The organism is Crossiella cryophila, from assembly GCF_014204915.1.
GTDB lineage: Bacteria > Actinomycetota > Actinomycetes > Mycobacteriales > Pseudonocardiaceae > Crossiella > Crossiella cryophila.
The window spans coordinates 8508765-8524410 of sequence record NZ_JACHMH010000001.1 but is presented as its reverse complement, the minus strand read 5'-3'; the positions used below and the strand labels follow the sequence as shown (position 1 = coordinate 8524410).

Annotated in this window: 17 protein-coding genes; 7 read left to right on the top strand and 10 right to left on the bottom strand. The window is 70.8% G+C overall.

Translation table 11 applies throughout. The features are described 5' to 3' along the window. The first annotated feature begins 3 nt into the window (after positions 1 to 3). Positions 4 to 651 carry a DUF6518 family protein gene (locus tag HNR67_RS36610; protein ID WP_185007535.1) on the top strand — a complete coding sequence of 216 codons (648 nt, stop codon included), beginning with the start codon at positions 4 to 6 and terminating at the stop codon, positions 649 to 651. Here the strand turns inward: HNR67_RS36610 and HNR67_RS36605 are convergent. Both HNR67_RS36605 and HNR67_RS36600 read right to left on the bottom strand, forming a co-directional pair. Then, positions 624 to 1451, bottom strand: a complete 828-nt coding sequence (locus tag HNR67_RS36605) for an arylamine N-acetyltransferase family protein (RefSeq protein ID WP_185007533.1) — start codon at positions 1449 to 1451, stop codon at positions 624 to 626. The two genes, HNR67_RS36610 and HNR67_RS36605, sit on opposite strands and share 28 nt — an antisense overlap. Positions 1452 to 1491: 40 nt before the next feature. Next, the gene (locus tag HNR67_RS36600) at positions 1492 to 1776 is read right to left on the bottom strand and encodes a cupin domain-containing protein (RefSeq protein ID WP_185007531.1); all 285 of its coding nucleotides are present in this window, start codon (positions 1774 to 1776) and stop codon (positions 1492 to 1494) included. Positions 1777 to 1851: 75 nt separating this feature from the next. On the opposite strand from HNR67_RS36600, the gene HNR67_RS36595 reads away from it, so the two are divergent. Next, positions 1852 to 2382 (top strand): MarR family winged helix-turn-helix transcriptional regulator, encoded by a 531-nt coding sequence (locus HNR67_RS36595; RefSeq protein ID WP_185007529.1) that lies wholly within the window; start codon positions 1852 to 1854, stop codon positions 2380 to 2382. Between the two features lie 4 nt (positions 2383 to 2386). After that, the gene (locus HNR67_RS36590) at positions 2387 to 3634 is read left to right on the top strand and encodes an RNA polymerase sigma factor (RefSeq protein WP_185007527.1); all 1248 of its coding nucleotides are present in this window, start codon (positions 2387 to 2389) and stop codon (positions 3632 to 3634) included. Here the strand turns inward: HNR67_RS36590 and HNR67_RS36585 are convergent. Further along, the gene (locus HNR67_RS36585; protein WP_185007525.1) at positions 3592 to 4542 is read right to left on the bottom strand and encodes an RluA family pseudouridine synthase; all 951 of its coding nucleotides are present in this window, start codon (positions 4540 to 4542) and stop codon (positions 3592 to 3594) included. The two genes, HNR67_RS36590 and HNR67_RS36585, sit on opposite strands and share 43 nt — an antisense overlap. A gap of 246 nt (positions 4543 to 4788) precedes the next feature. Between HNR67_RS36585 and HNR67_RS36580 the strand changes: the two genes are divergently transcribed. Both HNR67_RS36580 and HNR67_RS36575 read left to right on the top strand, forming a co-directional pair. Then, complete coding sequence (locus HNR67_RS36580) at positions 4789 to 5937, top strand: sensor histidine kinase (protein WP_185007523.1); 1149 nt, start codon at positions 4789 to 4791, stop codon at positions 5935 to 5937. Next, positions 5934 to 6545, top strand: coding sequence for a response regulator (locus HNR67_RS36575; protein WP_185007521.1), 612 nt, complete (start codon positions 5934 to 5936; stop codon positions 6543 to 6545). Before HNR67_RS36580 ends, HNR67_RS36575 begins: the two co-directional genes overlap by 4 nt. A gap of 26 nt (positions 6546 to 6571) precedes the next feature. On the opposite strand, the gene HNR67_RS36570 is transcribed toward HNR67_RS36575, so the two are convergent. From HNR67_RS36570 to HNR67_RS36550, 5 genes are all read right to left on the bottom strand, one after another. Further along, entirely contained in the window at positions 6572 to 8743 is a 2172-nt protein-coding gene (locus tag HNR67_RS36570; RefSeq protein ID WP_185007519.1) for a xanthine dehydrogenase family protein molybdopterin-binding subunit, read from the bottom strand. Then, positions 8740 to 9720 carry an FAD binding domain-containing protein gene (locus tag HNR67_RS36565; protein WP_185007517.1) on the bottom strand — a complete coding sequence of 327 codons (981 nt, stop codon included), beginning with the start codon at positions 9718 to 9720 and terminating at the stop codon, positions 8740 to 8742. The genes HNR67_RS36570 and HNR67_RS36565 overlap by 4 nt, the downstream gene beginning before the upstream one ends. Further along, positions 9717 to 10343 carry a (2Fe-2S)-binding protein gene (locus HNR67_RS36560; RefSeq protein WP_185007515.1) on the bottom strand — a complete coding sequence of 209 codons (627 nt, stop codon included), beginning with the start codon at positions 10341 to 10343 and terminating at the stop codon, positions 9717 to 9719. The genes HNR67_RS36565 and HNR67_RS36560 overlap by 4 nt, the downstream gene beginning before the upstream one ends. 140 nt (positions 10344 to 10483) lie before the next feature. Then, positions 10484 to 11374: an SDR family oxidoreductase gene (locus HNR67_RS36555; protein WP_185007513.1), complete on the bottom strand. Its 891-nt coding sequence runs from the start codon at positions 11372 to 11374 to the stop codon at positions 10484 to 10486. Positions 11375 to 11491: 117 nt separating this feature from the next. Beyond that, complete coding sequence (locus tag HNR67_RS36550; protein ID WP_185007511.1) at positions 11492 to 11875, bottom strand: PPOX class F420-dependent oxidoreductase; 384 nt, start codon at positions 11873 to 11875, stop codon at positions 11492 to 11494. Positions 11876 to 12081: 206 nt separating this feature from the next. On the opposite strand from HNR67_RS36550, the gene HNR67_RS36545 reads away from it, so the two are divergent. After that, positions 12082 to 14271, top strand: coding sequence for an RICIN domain-containing protein (locus HNR67_RS36545; protein WP_425554145.1), 2190 nt, complete (start codon positions 12082 to 12084; stop codon positions 14269 to 14271). Positions 14272 to 14353: 82 nt separating this feature from the next. Here HNR67_RS36545 and HNR67_RS36540 read toward each other — a convergent pair whose 3' ends face one another. Next, positions 14354 to 14860, bottom strand: coding sequence for an ATP-binding protein (locus tag HNR67_RS36540; protein WP_185007509.1), 507 nt, complete (start codon positions 14858 to 14860; stop codon positions 14354 to 14356). Between the two features lie 144 nt (positions 14861 to 15004). On the opposite strand from HNR67_RS36540, the gene HNR67_RS36535 reads away from it, so the two are divergent. After that, positions 15005 to 15226 carry a hypothetical protein gene (locus HNR67_RS36535; protein ID WP_246492674.1) on the top strand — a complete coding sequence of 74 codons (222 nt, stop codon included), beginning with the start codon at positions 15005 to 15007 and terminating at the stop codon, positions 15224 to 15226. Between the two features lie 27 nt (positions 15227 to 15253). Here the strand turns inward: HNR67_RS36535 and HNR67_RS36530 are convergent, their stop codons facing one another. Next, positions 15254 to 15619 (bottom strand): DUF2203 domain-containing protein, encoded by a 366-nt coding sequence (locus HNR67_RS36530; protein WP_185007505.1) that lies wholly within the window; start codon positions 15617 to 15619, stop codon positions 15254 to 15256. Positions 15620 to 15646 lie beyond the last annotated feature (27 nt).

The window sequence follows — 15646 nt, the reverse complement described above, 5'->3', positions numbered from 1 at the left end:
GCGATGCTCCCCCCGGCGCAGGTCCAGGGCGACACCCGGACCGGCCGCGACTGGCTGATCGTCACCCTCGCCGGGCTGCTGCTCGGCGGGGTGACGTTCCTGTTGCAGGCCACCGGCCTGACCTGGCTGGCCAACTCCACCGCCACCTGGGCGGCCACCGCCTACCTGGTCGGCACGCTCACCAGCTGGAGCCTGTGGCGCTCCCCGCTCTACGGCGTCACCACGCTGTGGATCGGCCTGACCGTCTGGTACGTCGGCGCGGAGATCCTGCCGGGCCACTTCGGCTGGGCCACCCTGGGGGAGGCCGGGATCTGGCTCGGCGCGGCGGTGATGGCGGGCTCGGTGTTCGGCTACGCCGGGGCCTGCCGCCGCTACTGCGTGCGCCCCTGGTCCTTCCTGGGCATCGGGGTGATCGGCGGGGTGCTGCTGTGGGAGGGCCTGTACCGGCTGTTCGTGCTCGCCCCCGACCAGCCCGGCAACACCCAGGAGATCGCCGGAGGCACCATGCTCGGCTGCGGGGTGCTGGCCGCGTTACTGCTGCCGCGCACCCTGCAGGACCGGTGGTACGCGCTGGGGGTCACCGCCGCGGTCACCGCGCTCGGCGCCCCGGCCGCGCCCCTGTTTCAGCTGATCCTGGAGAGCAACGCCTGACGTTCGGCCCCGGTCAGCTCCACCCCGAACTCCGGCAGCAGCTCGACGGCCTCGGCCGGGGTGACCGGCCTGGTCTCGGTCGGGCCGTCGGCGCGTTCCACGATCAGCTCTCCGCCGACCAGGCGGCGGCTCACGCCCGGTGCCAGGCGCATCACCACCAGCTGCTGGGCGAACGGGGAACGCGGGTGGGTGGAGACGAAGTGGTGCGCGACCGCGTAGTCCACCGGGTGCTGCACCTGCTCGTCGAAGCCGTGCAGGGACCGCCAGTTCCCGTCCTCCAGCTTCTGCAGCACCCAGTTCGGGGCGTCCCACACCAGCCGGTGCGGCCACCCGGCCTGCTCGGTGACCAGCCCGTCGACCAGGGGCATCGGCGCGAACATGCCGGCGCCGAAACCGATGTCCACCAGGAAGTCCCGGCCCTCGGCGGTGATCACCAGGGTCATGTGGGTGCGGAAGCTGGGCTTGTACGGGTCGATCCGGGACAGCAGCCGCCGGACCGGATAACCGAGCTGGGTGGCCACCGCGGCGAAGAGCAGCCCGTGCTCGTAGCAGTAGCCGCCGCGCCTTCGGTTGATCAGCTTGTCCGCGATGAGCTTCAGGTCCACGCCGGGGTGCTGGTGCAGCAGCACGTCGATGTTCTCGAACGGGATCGCGGAGCTGTGCGCGGCGTGCAGGGTGCGCAGCGCCTCGACGGTCGGCGCGGGCACCGGCGGGTGGGCGATCCGGTCCAGGTAGGCGCGCACGTCGACGGCGTCAACGGTCCACTCGTCGTTGGTGGTCGGCTGGGTCGGCGTTGTCATGCCCGCAGTCTCTTACCTCCAGTGCGCTGGAGGTCAAGGTTCAGCTCGCGGTGATCACGACCATCTCCACGCCGCTGTCCACCGGGGTCCGCCAGCTGTGCCGCGCGCCGGCCGGGAGGTAGAGCTGATCGCCGGTGGCCAGGTACTCCATCCGGTCGTCCACGGCCACGTCCAGCGCGCCGTAGACCACGAAGATCAGCAGCGGCACCTCGGCGGGATGCGACGGCTGCCACTCGGAATCCGGCGGCAGGGTGGTGCGCACCGCGTTGAGCACGGTCGAGTTCGGCGCGGTCGCGTTCGGGATGGTCGCGTTGAGCACGGTCATGGAGCCCCCTCCGCAGTAGTTCTACAACGTAATAGTACGGAGGCTAACTATCTCGCGGCAAACTAGAGTGCCCTTATGGGTATCGACGGGCTGGCCGACGCGGACGGGATCCTGGCGGCCTGGCGGCAGGAGCGGCCGGACCTCGAGGTGTCCTCGCTGGGTCCGTTCATCCGGATGTTGCAGGTCACCCAGTTGATGTCGGCCGCGGTGGAGCGGGTGTTCGTGGAACACGGGCTGCGCCGCGGCGAGTTCGATGTGCTCACCTCGCTGCGCCGCTCCGGACCGCCGTTCACGCTGACCCCCTCCGAACTGGCCGGGCTGCTGATGCTCTCCCGTGCGGGCATGACCAACCGGGTGGACCGCCTGGAGGCCGCCGGGTACGTGGAGCGGCGCCTGGACCCGGCGGACCGGCGCAGCTTCCTCATCGCGCTCACCCCGTGCGGCCGCGAGGTCATCGACGAGGCGTTCTCCGCGCACATCGCCAACCTGCACCGGCTCACCGCGAACATCTGCCCCGAACAACGCGGACAGCTCGACGTCATGATGCGCACCCTGCTCGGCGACCTGCGTGCCGAAGGTGGCTGTCGGCCCCCCGGGCTACCGTGAGGCCATGACGGTCCAGTCGGCGGTCGCCGAGGCCTTCCGCACCGAATGGGGCCAGGTGGTGGCCACCCTGATCCGGGTCACCGGCGACTGGGACCTGGCCGAGGAATGCGCCCAGGAGGCCTTCGCGCTGGCCCTGGAGACCTGGCCGAGGGACGGCGTGCCCCGGCGGCCGGGCGCCTGGCTGACCACCGCCGGCCGCAACCGGGCGCTGGACCGGCTGCGCCGGGAGGCGGTCGGCAACGCCAAACTCCGCGAACTCGCCACCACCCCGCCAGCCGACCCCGGCCCTGAACCGGAGTCCGACGACGACAGCGGCGTGCGCGACGACCAGCTCCGCCTGATCTTCACCTGCTGCCACCCCGCGCTCCCGCTGGAGGGCCGGGTCGCGCTGACCCTGCGCACCCTGTGCGGCCTGACCACCCCGGAGATCGCGCGCGCCTTCCTGGTGCCCGAACCCACCATGGCGCAACGCCTGGTGCGGGCCAAACGCAAGATCCGCAACGCCGGCATCCCGTACCGGGTGCCGCCGGCGCACCTGCTGCCGGAGCGGACGACCGCCGTGCTCGGCGTGCTCTACCTGCTGTTCAACGAGGGCTACTCGGCCACCGCTGGCGAGGACCTGCTGCGCGGCGGCCTCAGCGGTGAGGCCATCCGGCTGGCCAGAGTCCTTTGTGGACTGATGCCGGACGAGCCCGAGACGCACGGCCTGCTCGCCCTGTTGCTGTTGCAGGACGCCCGCCGCGCGGCCCGCCTGGACGAACACGGCGACCTGGTCACCCTGGAACACCAGGACCGGAACCGCTGGGACCAGGACGAGATCGCCGAGGGCACCGCGCTGCTGGAATCGGCGCTGCGCCAGGGCCGTCCCGGCGTCTACCAGCTCCAGGCGGCCATCGCGGCCTGCCACGCCAACGCCAAACTGGCCGAGGACACCGACTGGCCGCAGATCGCCGGTCTCTACGGCGAACTGGCCGGCCGGATGCCCTCCCCGGTGGTGCGGCTCAACCAGGCGGTGGCCATCGCGATGGCCGAGGGCCCGGCCGCCGGGCTGGAACTGGTGCGCGCACTGGAGGAGTCAGGTCAGCTGGACGGCTATCACCTGCTCCCGGCCACCCGCGCCGACCTGCTCCGCCGCCTTGGCCGCGACGCCGAGGCGGCGCAGGCGTACCGGGCGGCGCTCAAGCTGGTCACCGCCGAGGCGGAACGCCGCTACCTGGACCGCCGGCTGGCATCGCTGGCCCAGGACGGGTAGTCGGTCCACGCGGCCAGCGTCAGCCTGCTGCTGAACCGGTGCTCCTGTCCGGTGATCGGGTCGGTGAAGCCCAGCGTCCTGGCCAGCAGCTGCAGTGGCCGGGTGAAGTCGTCCAGGGGTCGTTCGGTGAGCACGGGGTAGAAGTCGTCGCCCAGGATCGGGATGCCCAGCCGGGTCAGGTGCAGCCGGAGCTGGTGGGTGCGCCCGGTCTTGGGCCGCAGCCGGTACCGCCCGAGCCCGTCCCGCTGTTCGAGGAGTTCCACCTCGGTCTCGGCGTTCGGCGGCCCGTCCACCTCCTGCGCGGTGATCACGCCGCGTTCCTTGAGGATCCGGCTGCGCACCGTGGTCGGCAGCACCAGCCCCGGATTCACCGGCGCCACCGCCTCGTATTCCTTGTGCACCAGCCGGTCCCGGAACAACGTTTGATAGGCCCCGCGATCGGCCCGATTGATCACGAACATCATCAGTCCCGCGGTGACCCGGTCCAATCGGTGCGCGGCACTCAAATCGGGCAGATCGTACTGACGGCGCAACTTCACCAGCGCGGTTTCCTGGATGTGTTTCCCACGCGGAATCGTGGCCAGGAAATGCGGTTTGTCCACCACGAGGAGGTGATCGTCGCGGTGGACGACCCCGATCGGGAACGGCACCGGCACCTCGATCGGCAACTCCCGGTGAAACCACACCACCGCGCCCGGCACGTACGGCGCGTCCAGTTCGAGCGGACCACGCAGGTCAGCGATCCGCCGCTCGGTGAACATCGCGTCCAGCACAGCCGGGGTGACCAGCGGCAACCGGTCGGCCAGGTGCGCGCGCACAGTGGGCCAGCTCCCGGTCTCCGGCAGCCGCATCCGGGCCGGGTCTAGCCCGAAGCGCTGCGGCAACGGGGCGGGAGTTTTCCGTCTCACCACCTGAGCCTAGTGGCTCCCGCGGATCCGAGGTCGGGGCATGGACCCACGGGAGCCGTCCTCGCCCCCCGAGGGTTCCCCAGCCTGCCCGGGTTCCCGGTGAAATGGCAGCGTGGAAAATCGAACAAATCCACCATGAGAAAGTCATGCTTCATGAGCAAGGTCTCATTTCCGGTGGATGTCATCACTATTCGCCGCGCACGAAGTCCCGACTGCGACTATTTTTTGTGCCGGGGAGGTTCGCCAATGCCGTTCGTGGAACGACGACTGCCGCTGACCGGCGTCGCGGTAGCGGTGCTGCCGGTCTGCCTGGCGGTGCCCTGGCTGTCGCACCTTGGCGTCCCGGACCGCGGCCCGTCGATCTGGTGGTCGGCGCCGTTCCTTGCGGTCAGCGCGGTGCTGTTGACCATCGCGGCCTCGATCCGGTTACGCCGCGGCCTGCCAACCCCCCGGCAGCGCGTCGCGGTACTGCTGCCCCAGGTCCTGCTCGCGATCACCGCGCTGTTCGTGCTCGGCCCCACCACCTTCGCCCCGGTCTTCACCGCCTGCACCCTGCTGGTCCTGCTGCCCGACCCCTGGGCCGCCCGGGGTTTCCTCGCGGTGCTGGCCGTCGAGGTGCTCGTACTGGCGCTGCGCCCGGAATCCCTGGTGCCGGTGTTCTCCCGGATCGGACACCTGCTGATCGCCGGCCTGGCCGTCTACGCCACGGTCCGGGTGGCCGAACTGGCCCTGGAGCTGAGCCGGACCAGAGCCAGCCTCGCCGACCTGGCCGTGGCCAGGGAACGCACCAGGGTCTCCCGCGACCTGCACGACACCCTCGGCCAGGAGATCACCGCGATCGGCCTGCGCGCCGACCTGGCCGCCCGCCTCACCCGCGAGGACCCGGCCGCCGCTGCCGAACACCTGGCCGCCATCCAACGGATCACCGAAAGCACCATGGGCACCGTCCGCCGGGTGGCCAACGGCGACTGGCAACCCGAGTTCGGCGAGGAACTCAGAAGCGCCGTCGCCCTGCTCACCGCGGCCGGCATCAGATACCAGCTCCGCTTCGGCGCGGTGGTCCCCGCGCACGCGGCCGAGACGGCGAGCTGGGTGGTCCGCGAGGCGATGACCAACGTCCTCAAACACAGCGCGGCCCGCCAGGTCACCCTGACCACCGAGGACAACGAGGGCTGGTACCGCCTGACCGTGCACAACGACGGCGCCCACCCCACCACTGCCGCCGCCATCCCGCCCGGCAGCGGCCAATCCGGCCTCGCCGCCCGTCTCGCCACCCTGGGCGGCCGCCTGCACGCGAGCCGGGTCGACCGAACCTGCTACCGCCTGACCGTCGAGATCCCCACCACCCCACCCACCTCCCCGACCGCCCCCACCGCGAGCGAGGTCCCCCGATGATCCGCGTCGCCGTCATCGAGGACATGACCGTCCTCCGCGAAGCCCTGGTGGCCGTGCTCAACTCCGTCCCCGACATCCAGGTCACCGCCGCCCTCGCCCGCGGTGACCACGTCGCCGCCCTCGTCCAGCACGCCCCGCCCGAGGTGTTGCTGCTCGACGTCGAACTCCCCGGCCGGGACGGCCTCACCGTGGCCGCCGATCTGCGCACCACCGCCCCGGCCACCCGGATCCTCATGCTCAGCGTGCTCGACCGCCCCGGCGTCGTGCACCAGGCCCTGGCCGCTGGCGTGGCCGGGTTCCTGCCCAAGGGCGTCTCCATGGACCGGCTGCTGGACGCGATCCGCCGGGTGCACGCGGGAGAGTCCGTCTTCCCGCCGGGACTGCTCAGCACCGCGCTGCGCCGCGGCCAGAACCCGTTGACGCCAAGGGAGACCCTGGTGCTGCGGTTGATGGCCGACGGGGACAGCGCCAAGGAGGTCAGCCGTCGGCTCGGCCTGGTGGCCGGCACCGTGCAGAACCACATGACCCGGGTGCTGCACAAACTCGGTGCGCGCAACAAGGTCGAGGCGATCCGCATCGCCACCGACAGCGGCTGGCTGACCGGCTGACCGCCCGGTCCGGCAGAAGACTTGCCCTACAACAACTTGTCCTGGGTGATCGGCAGGTCCCGGATCCGGCGGCCGGTGGCGTGGAAGACCGCGTTGCCGATCGCCGCGGGCACCCCGGTCATCGGTGTCTCGCCGAAGCCCCTGGCACCCAGCGCCGCGCTGCTGGGGTCCGGCTTGTCCACGAAGTGCGTCTCGATCTCCGGCACGTCCGCGTTCACCGGCATCAGGTAGGTGGACAGCGTGGCGTTGACGATCCGGGCGTGCGCCGGGTCCACCACCGCGTGTTCCATCAACGCGAACCCGATGCCCCAGATCGCGCCGCCGATGGCCTGGCTGTGCGCGGTGCGCCGGTTGAGCACCCGGCCGGGGTCGTAGGCGCCGACCACCCGGCTCACCGTCACCTTGCCGTAGCGCGGATCCACCCTGACCTCCACGAACACCGCGCCGGTGGTGTAGTTCGGCGTGTTCGCGCTGGCGCCGGTCGACTCCACCGGTTTCCCGTGCCGGGCGAGGACATCGCGGTAACTGTCCCGGCGACGGCGGTCCGGCGCGAACAGATACCCGTGTTCGCTGACTATGTCCTCGGCCGGTATGCCATGCAGCGGTGACCGTGGATCGGCCACGGCCAGCCGGATCACCTCGGCGCGCACCGCGGTGGCGGCCTGGTTGACCGCGCCGGTCACGCTGTTCACCGTGCCGGAACCGAAGGAACCCATGGCCACCGGGTAGTCGGTGTGGCCGAGCCGGGTGGTCACCTCGGTCAGCGGCAGGCCCAGCACCTGCGCGGCCACCTGGGTCAGCACGGTGTACGTGCCGGTGCCGATGTCCTGCGCCCCGGTGCTCAGCGTTGCCCTGCCGTCCACGCCCAGGCTCAGGTGCGCGCCGGAGGGCATCGCGCCGCAGGTGTGCGCCTCGGTGGCCATGCCCCAGCCGATCCGGATGTCCCCGTCCCGCATCGACCCGACCCGCGGATCCCTTCTGCCCCAACCGAAAGCCCGCGCGCCGATCCGGTAGCACTCGTCCAGGTGCTTGCTGCCCCAGCGCGCCCCGGTCTCCGGGTTGGTCGCGGCGTAGTTGCGCAGCCGCAGTTCCACCGGGTCGATACCGAGCTGGTGGCTCAGCTCGTCCAGTGCGGTTTCCAGGCCGTGGTGGGCGGCGAGTTCGGGGGAGCGGATGAACGCGCCGTTCTGCAGGTCCAGCCGCACGGCCTGTTGCCGCACGTGCAGGTTGGGCACGGCGTAGAGCAGCCGGGAGGAGTGGCTGCTGTTGAACACCCGGTCCTCGGTGGCCGAGACCTGCTGGGTGGAGACGTGCACCAGCGCGGTCAGCCGCCCGTCCCGTTTCGCGCCCAGGGTGATCCGCTGGCTCAGTTCGCTGCGGTGGCCGTGCGCGGTGTAGAGCTGGGCCCTGGACAGCACCAGCTTCACCGGCCGGTCCAGTTCCCTGGCCGCGGCGGCGGTGAGCAGGGTGTGCGGCCAGGTGGGGCCCTTGGCGCCGAACCCGCCGCCGAGGTAGGGCGAGACCACCTTGACGTCGGCCAGCGGCACCCGCAACGCCTGGGAGACCGCGCTGCGGGCGAAGGTCACCGACTGGGTCGACTCGTACACGGTGACCTGCTGACCCGTCCAGTGCGCGATGGTCGCGGACGGCTCCATCGGGTTGTGCAGATGTATCGGCGAACTGTATATGCCCTCGATGCGGATATCCGCATCGGCGAGTCCGGCGGCGGGGTTGCCGCGGATCGTCTCGTTGGGCGTGCCGCTCTGCACCGGCGGCACGAACTCCTCGCCCTCGGCCTCGTGCAACGCGGACCGGTGCTTCTCGGTCTGATAGCTGGCGGTCACCAGGGTGGCGGCATGCTGGGCCTGTTCCAGGGTGTCGGCCACGACCAGCGCGATCGGCTGGCCGTTGTGGTGGATCCGGTCCTCCTGCACCGGGAGGTAGCTCTTGCGGTACGGGCCGACCGGCAGGGTCAGCCGCGGCATGGTGTGGTGGGTGAACACCCGCCGCACACCGGGCGCGCGTTCGGCCGCGGTCACGTCGATACCGGTGATCCGCCCCCTGGCGATGGTGCTGAGCACCAGGAATCCGTGCAGCAGCCCGGGAATCCGCTGGTCGGCGGCGTAGGTGGCGGCGCCGGTGACCTTGGCGTGGCCGTCCACCCGGTCCACCGGGCGCCCGATCAGTCCGCCGGTCATCGCTGCCTCCCGAGTTCGGTGAGCACGCCGGTGAGTGCCCTGCGCATCAGCTCCACCTTGAAACCGTTGTGCGCCAGTGGTCGCGCGCCGCGGACCGCGGCCTCGGCGGCCGCGGCCAGACTCGCGACGTCCAGGGGCCTGCCGCGCAGGGCGGCCTCGGCCTCGGGGGTGCGCCAGGGCCGGGGCGCGACCCCGCCGAAGGCCAGCCGGACCTCCTGCACCCGGCCGCCGCGCTGGGTGAGGCAGGCGGCCACCGACACCACGGCGAACTCGAAACTCTCCCGGTCCCGCAACTTCAGGTAGCGCGACCTGGCGGTCAGCGGCCCGGTCGGCACCTCCACCGCGGTGATCAACTCACCGGGGCGCAACCCGGTCTCCAGCTGCGGGGTGTCCCCTGGCAGCCGGTAGAACTCGGCGAACGGGATCCGCCGCGCGCCCTCGGCGCCCAGGGTCAGCACGGTCGCCTCCAGGGCCTGCAAGGCGACCGCGAGGTCGGAGGCGTGCACGGCCACGCAGTGCTCGCTGGCCCCGAACAGCGCGTGCATCCGGTTGTGGCCCTGCCGCGCCGGGCAGCCACTGCCGGGCTGCCGCTTGTTGCACGGGAAGCCGCTGTCCCGGAAGTAGCCACACCGGTTGCGCTGCAACAGGTTCCCGCCGATCGCGGCCATGTTGCGCACCTGCGGCGAGGCCGAGTTCAGCAGCGCCGAGGACAGCACCGGGACCTGGGTGCGCACCGCCGGATGCGCGGCCACCTCGGCCATCCGGGCCAGCGCGCCGATCCGGATCCGCCCGGCCGACACCTCGATCTCCTTGAGCGGCAACGCGTTGATGTCGATGACCCGGTCGTGCGCCTGCACGCCGTCCTTCATCAGGTTCAGCAGTTCGGTGCCACCGGCCAGGTAGGCCGCACCCGGCGCGGACCCCGCCCGCACCGCCTCCGCGCTCGCCCGCGGGCGCAGGTAACCGAAGGGCCTCATCCCCGCACCTCCCGCGCGGCATCGCGCACCGCGGCCACGATGTTGGGATAACAGCTGCACCGGCACAGGTTCCCGCTCATCCACTCCCGGATCTCCGCATCCGACCCGGTGTGCCCCTCCTCGATCGCGGCCACCGCGGACATCAGCTGGCCCGGTGTGCAGAACCCGCACTGGAAGGCGTCCCGGCGGATGAACGCCGCCTGCACCGGGTGCAGTTCGCCGTCGGCGGCCAGGCCCTCCACGGTGCTGATCCGCTGACCCTGCCGCATCACCGCCAGGGTCAGGCAGGACTTGATCCGCTGCCCGTCGGCCAGCACCGTGCAGGCCCCGCATTCCCCGCGGTCGCAACCCTTCTTGGTCCCGGTCAGCCCCAAGCGCTCCCGCAACGCGTCCAGCAGGGTGACCCTGGGCTCGACCGCGACCCGGTGCCGCTGCCCGTTGACGGTGAGTGTGATGTCCACAGTGGACCCGGGCTCGATACTGTCCACTGTGGACTCGGCGGCGGCGGGTGCGGCGACCGCGGGCAGGCCGCCCGCGGCGAGCACCCCTGCGGTGGTGCCCCCGGCCTTCAGCACTGTCCTTCTACTGGGCCGGATCCCGGCCGGATCGGCTTGCTCGGACATCGGACCTCCTCGACGCGCCCCAGGTGCTGCGGCGCGAACTCTGCGTCGTCGACCTGAACCTGCTCAAGGCACTGGCCATCCTGCTCGCGCGATGCCCAGTCCCGCAACGACTTCGGGCTACCCGAGCCGTCACCTGGACCTCAGTGCGCCGGGTGCAGCAGTTCGGTCAGCTCGATCCGGCGGTAGAAGTCGCCGCGGATCTTGTCCGCGACCGCGCTGACCACCTCGGAGCCGTCGTCGGATGGGTCGATGTGGGTGCGGAACGGGCGGGTGCCGTGCGGGCGGTCCACCACGTCCACGATCGCCTCGGCCACCAGCGCCACGTCGGCCTCCGGGGGGATGAGCGCGCCGAGCCGGTCCGGGATCTCCCGCTGCAGCTGCCCGTACTTCTCCTCGTAGGCATCGACCCGGTCGGTGTCGGCGGGGTGTCCGGCGTTGGGGAAGTGGTTGGTGCCGTTGGTGAACGCGCCCGGCACGATGATCGCGGTCTCGATGCCGAAGCGGGAGACCTCGGCGGCGTAGCCGACCGCGAGGGAGTCCAGCGCGGCCTTGGCGGCGAAGTAGCCGGTCAGGAACGGCGGGGTGCCGCCGCGCACGCTGCTGCTGGAGGTCCACAGCAGCAGGCCCTGGCCCTGGGCGCGCAGGTGGGGGAGCGCGGCCCGGTTGACCCGCTGCGCGCCAAGCACGTTGGTGTTGTAGACCGCGGCCAGCTCCTCCGGGCTGAACGCCTCGGTCGGCCCGACCACCAGGTGGCCCGCGTTGTGCAGCACCACGTCCAGGCGGCCCTGCTCGGCCACGATCCGCGCGATCGCGGCGTCCACCGAGTCCTGATCCAGCACGTCCAGCTCCACCGAGTGCAGCCTGACCTTGTTGGCGGTGGCGAACTCCCGGAGTTCGGCGACCCGCGGCGCGTTGCGGCCCTGGGTCTGCCGCATCCCGGCGTAGACGGTGTGTCCGGCGCGGCTCAGTGCCCGCGCGCTGAGTGCCCCGATGCCGCTGGAAGCCCCGGTGACCACGATGACCTTGCTCATGACCCGCTCCTTGTTATCGCTGTTCCGCTGTCTGCGTGAGCAACGATAACACCCAGGCGTTAGCGACGCTAGCCCCTGGGTGTTATCAGCGATATTAGCGGGTTTGTGCAGGTCAGCTCAGTGCTCGACGACCTTCTTGGCGCGCACGCGGACGATGACCCGCTCCGCACCGGGCGTCTTCTCGGTCCACCCCTGGCCGGTGTAGCGCTGCGACAGCTCCTCGATCAGCGCGCCCGCGGGGTCGTCCTCGATGGTCACCTCGCCACGCAGTTCGGCCGTGCTGAACGGGTTCGCCGGGTCGAACACCAGCACGCTGACCCGGGGGTCGCGCACCAGGTTGAGGTGCTTGCGGCGGCCCTTGAGGGTGGAGAAGACCAGGTCCTCGCCGTCCAGGCGACCCCACACCACGGTGCTCTGCGGGGCGCCGTCCGGGTTGACGGTGGCGACGGTCAGGTAGTTGGCGCCGTCCAGCAGTGCGCGCGCCTTGGGGGACAAAGTCATGGGATGAATCTTCCGCCGTGCGCGGCTGATCCGCTGAACCGGCTCTGTTCAAGACTTATTTTTAGCCATGTATTGACTTGCCACTGTGACCGTCATTACGTTCGGGCCGCCAACAAATTCGCCGCCGCCACCCCCTGCGCGACACCTGGGAAACCGCTTCCCGGCCCCCGGTGCCGCGTCCCTGCATCGTGGCAGAGGAGCGCCCTGTGACGTGGAGACGGATGGCGACGGCGGCGACAGCCGCGGTGGTCGCCGCGAGTTCGCTGACCCTGGTGTCCGCACCGGCCGCCCAGGCGGCCGTCACCCCTGACGGCTGGTACAAGGTGGTGAGCAAGACCAGCGGGAAGTGCGTGGACGCCCGGGGCGCGGTCGCCGGCAACGGCACCGCCGTGCAGCAGTACACCTGCAACGACAGCACCGCCCAGCAGTGGCAGTTCCAGGAGAGCGGCGGCGGTTTCTTCCGGCTCAACAGCCGGATCGACGCCGCCCAGGTGATCGACGTGGCGGAGAACTCTACCGCCGACGGCGGCCCGGTGCACCTGTGGACCTACGGCGGCGGCGGGAATCAGCAGTGGCAGCCGGTGGAACAGTCCGACGGCTCCTACCGGCTGGTCAACCGCAACAGCGGCAAATGCCTCGACCTGACCGAGGGCTCCCAGGCCGACAGCGTGCAGTTCCAGCAGTGGGCCTGCTTCGCCGGTTCGCCCAACCAGTCCTTCAACCTGGTCCCGGTCGACGGCGGTGGTCCAGGACCCGGTGACCCGGACTTCGGCCCGAACGTCTTCGTCTTCGACCAGTCCACGCCGCAGGCCACCATCCAGAGCCGGGCGAACACCATCTTCCAGCGGCAGGAGCGGGCCCAGTTCGGCCCGGACCGCTACGCCATGCTGTTCAAACCGGGCACCTACAACGTCGACGTCAACGTCGGCTACTACACCCAGGTCCTCGGCCTGGGACGGCATCCCGACGACGTGAACATCCGCGGCGCGGTGCACGTGGAGGCGGACTGGTTCCAGGGCAACGCCACGCACAACTTCTGGCGGGCCGCGGAGAACCTGTCGGTGACCCCGACCGGCGGCACCGACCGGTGGGCGGTCTCCCAGGCCGCGCCGTACCGGCGGATGCACGTGCGCGGCAACCTGCAGCTCGACGACAACGGCTGGTCCAGCGGCGGTTTCATGGCCGACAGCAAGATCGACGGCCAGGTCCGCTCGGGCAGCCAGCAGCAGTGGTTGTCCCGCAACACCAACTGGGGCAGCTGGACCGGGTCCAACTGGAACATGGTCTTCGTCGGCGCGAACAACGCCCCGGCCGGCAACTTCCCCAGCCCGCCCTACACCAGGGTCGACCAGACCCCGCAGATCCGGGAGAAGCCGTACCTGCAGGTCAACGCCGCCGGCGGCTATGAGGTCTTCGTCCCTGCGCTGCGCAACAACTCCCGCGGCACCACCTGGGAGAGCGGCAGCACGGCAGGCCAGGCCCTGCCGATCAGCTCCTTCTTCATCGCCAAGCCCGGCACCAGCGCCGCCGCGATGAACCAGGCACTGGCCGAGGGCAAGAACCTGATCGTCACCCCCGGCATCTACCGCCTGGACCAGACCCTGCGGGTCACCCGGCCGGACACCGTGGTGCTTGGCCTTGGCCTGGCCACCCTGATGCCCAACAACGGGATCACCGCGATGACGGTGGCCGACGTGCCCGGCGTGAAGATCGCCGGCCTGCTCATCGACGCCAACACCACCAACTCCAACCTGCTGATGGAGGTCGGCCCGGCGGGCTCGGCGGGCAACCACGGCGCCAACCCCACCTCACTGCACGACCTGTTCATCCGCATCGGCGGCATGGTCGCGGGCAAGGCCACCACCAGCCTGGTGGTCAACAGCCGCAACGTGATCGGCGATCACCTGTGGCTGTGGCGCGGTGACCACGGCGACGGCATCGGCTGGAACACCAACACCGCCGATGTGGGCCTGGTGGTCAACGGCGACAACGTCAGCATGTACGGCCTGTTCGTCGAGCACTACCAGAAGTACCAGACCATCTGGAACGGCCAGGGCGGCAAGACGTTCTTCTACCAGAACGAGATGCCCTACGACCCACCCAACCAGGCGTCCTGGATGAACGGCTCCACCCGCGGCTACGCGGCCTACAAGGTCGCCAACCACGTCACCAGCCACGAGGCCTACGGCCTTGGCAGCTACTGCTTCTTCAACGTCAACCGGAGCGTGGTCGCCGACCGGGCCTTCGAGGTCCCCAACCACCCGAACGTCCGCTTCCGCAACATGGTCACGGTCTCCCTTGGCGGCGGCGCGGGCACGATCAACCGCATCATCAACAACTCGGGCGGCACCGCTGGCGCGGGGCAGACCGTGCAGTACCTGGTGAACTACCCGTAGTTTCCGGGTGACACCAGCGGACGGTCCGGGTCGCGTCGGTCCCAGCGACCCGGGCCGTCCACTATGGACAGCGGTGCGATGGTCAGCTTCCGTGCGCGCTCGCGCGCCCCAGCCCCATCAGCAACCGCTCCATCACCTCGGGGTCCACCTCGTGCGGGTCGTTGGCCAGCCGCTCCGCCTCCGGCGAGCGCCGCCGCTCCCGCCGCGGCAGTGGCACCGCCTCCGCGGTCACCCCGGACGGCAGCGGCAGCGTGCACCACAGCATCCGCCCTCGGCCCTCCAGGGGCACCACGCCCAGGTTCGGGCCCTCCATGTCCGGGGTCGCCTCGGCCGGGCGGCCGTCGGCCACCTCGATCACCAGGCTGTTCCCGCTGACCCGCAGGCGCACGGTCAGCAGGCCGGGCCGGTCCGGATCAGCGCTTTCCACCACCGCGGCCACGAGCTGACCGGCCGCGGTGGAGGCCTCGTCGAGCATCGGCCGCAGGGACCACTCGCGCAGGGTGAACTGAGCGAACAGATCGGCGCAGTTCACCGCGGTGGGTAGCGCGACCAACTGGATGTCGTCGACCTGTGCAGTGTGTGGGGTCACCGGGTTCCTTCTTCCGCCATTTCGGGAGCCTCGGGTGTCACTCGAATAGGGGATCCTGCCACACGCCGTGAACGTCCGCTGATTCCGCGTCTACTTCGTTGCCAGTTGTCAACCTAGGATGACCAGGTGGAGATGGATCGGCTCATGACGTTGACCAGGGCGACCGGAGTGGACGACCCGATCGAGGGACTCGCCGCCACCGCGGAACTACGCAGCGAACTCGAACGTCTGGAGGCCGTGCTGGTCCGCCGGGCCCGGGTGCGGGGCTGCACCTGGACCGAGATCGCCACCGTGCTGGGCGTCAGCAAGCAGGCCGTGCACAAGAAGCACGGCCGCTCCGCCCTGTTCGGCCGCCGCAACGCCTGACCGGCCCGCGACCCACCGGCGCCGGGCCTACTCCGGCAACAGCCGCCTGCCGGCGAAACCGAGGTCGCGCCGGTGGTACCAGCGCAGCTCGGTGTCGCCCTCCAGCCAGCACAGCAGCACCGGCACCCGGTCCAGCTCGGCCGGGAAGTCCACCAGCAACGGCGCGAAGCCCTTCAGCTCGGCCCCGGTCTGCTGCACCTGCGTCATCAGCTCGTCCAGCCGCGCCTGCGCCGCCTTGAACTCCGGCAGCCCGCCCAGCGGACTCGGCTGCCCGCCGGGGGCCACCGCGACGGCCAGTTCGGCGGCGTCGGCGCGCAGCGCCACCAGCTCGGTCAGTACCGGCAGCAGCGCGGTCAGCTCGGCCCTGGCCTCCGCCACGGTGAACAGTCCCATGCGCACAGCCTCCCATCCCGGCGTCCC

Coding starts and splice junctions, on each gene's coding strand:
- HNR67_RS36610 (WP_185007535.1), top strand. CDS start 4: ATGCTCCCCCCGGCGCAGGTCCAGGGCGACACCCGGACCGGCCGCGAC.
- HNR67_RS36605 (WP_185007533.1), bottom strand. CDS start 1,451: ATGACAACGCCGACCCAGCCGACCACCAACGACGAGTGGACCGTTGAC.
- HNR67_RS36600 (WP_185007531.1), bottom strand. CDS start 1,776: ATGACCGTGCTCAACGCGACCATCCCGAACGCGACCGCGCCGAACTCG.
- HNR67_RS36595 (WP_185007529.1), top strand. CDS start 1,852: ATGGGTATCGACGGGCTGGCCGACGCGGACGGGATCCTGGCGGCCTGG.
- HNR67_RS36590 (WP_185007527.1), top strand. CDS start 2,387: ATGACGGTCCAGTCGGCGGTCGCCGAGGCCTTCCGCACCGAATGGGGC.
- HNR67_RS36580 (WP_185007523.1), top strand. CDS start 4,789: ATGCCGTTCGTGGAACGACGACTGCCGCTGACCGGCGTCGCGGTAGCG.
- HNR67_RS36575 (WP_185007521.1), top strand. CDS start 5,934: ATGATCCGCGTCGCCGTCATCGAGGACATGACCGTCCTCCGCGAAGCC.
- HNR67_RS36570 (WP_185007519.1), bottom strand. CDS start 8,743: ATGACCGGCGGACTGATCGGGCGCCCGGTGGACCGGGTGGACGGCCAC.
- HNR67_RS36565 (WP_185007517.1), bottom strand. CDS start 9,720: ATGAGGCCCTTCGGTTACCTGCGCCCGCGGGCGAGCGCGGAGGCGGTG.
- HNR67_RS36560 (WP_185007515.1), bottom strand. CDS start 10,343: ATGTCCGAGCAAGCCGATCCGGCCGGGATCCGGCCCAGTAGAAGGACA.
- HNR67_RS36555 (WP_185007513.1), bottom strand. CDS start 11,374: ATGAGCAAGGTCATCGTGGTCACCGGGGCTTCCAGCGGCATCGGGGCA.
- HNR67_RS36550 (WP_185007511.1), bottom strand. CDS start 11,875: ATGACTTTGTCCCCCAAGGCGCGCGCACTGCTGGACGGCGCCAACTAC.
- HNR67_RS36535 (WP_246492674.1), top strand. CDS start 15,005: ATGACGTTGACCAGGGCGACCGGAGTGGACGACCCGATCGAGGGACTC.
- HNR67_RS36530 (WP_185007505.1), bottom strand. CDS start 15,619: ATGGGACTGTTCACCGTGGCGGAGGCCAGGGCCGAGCTGACCGCGCTG.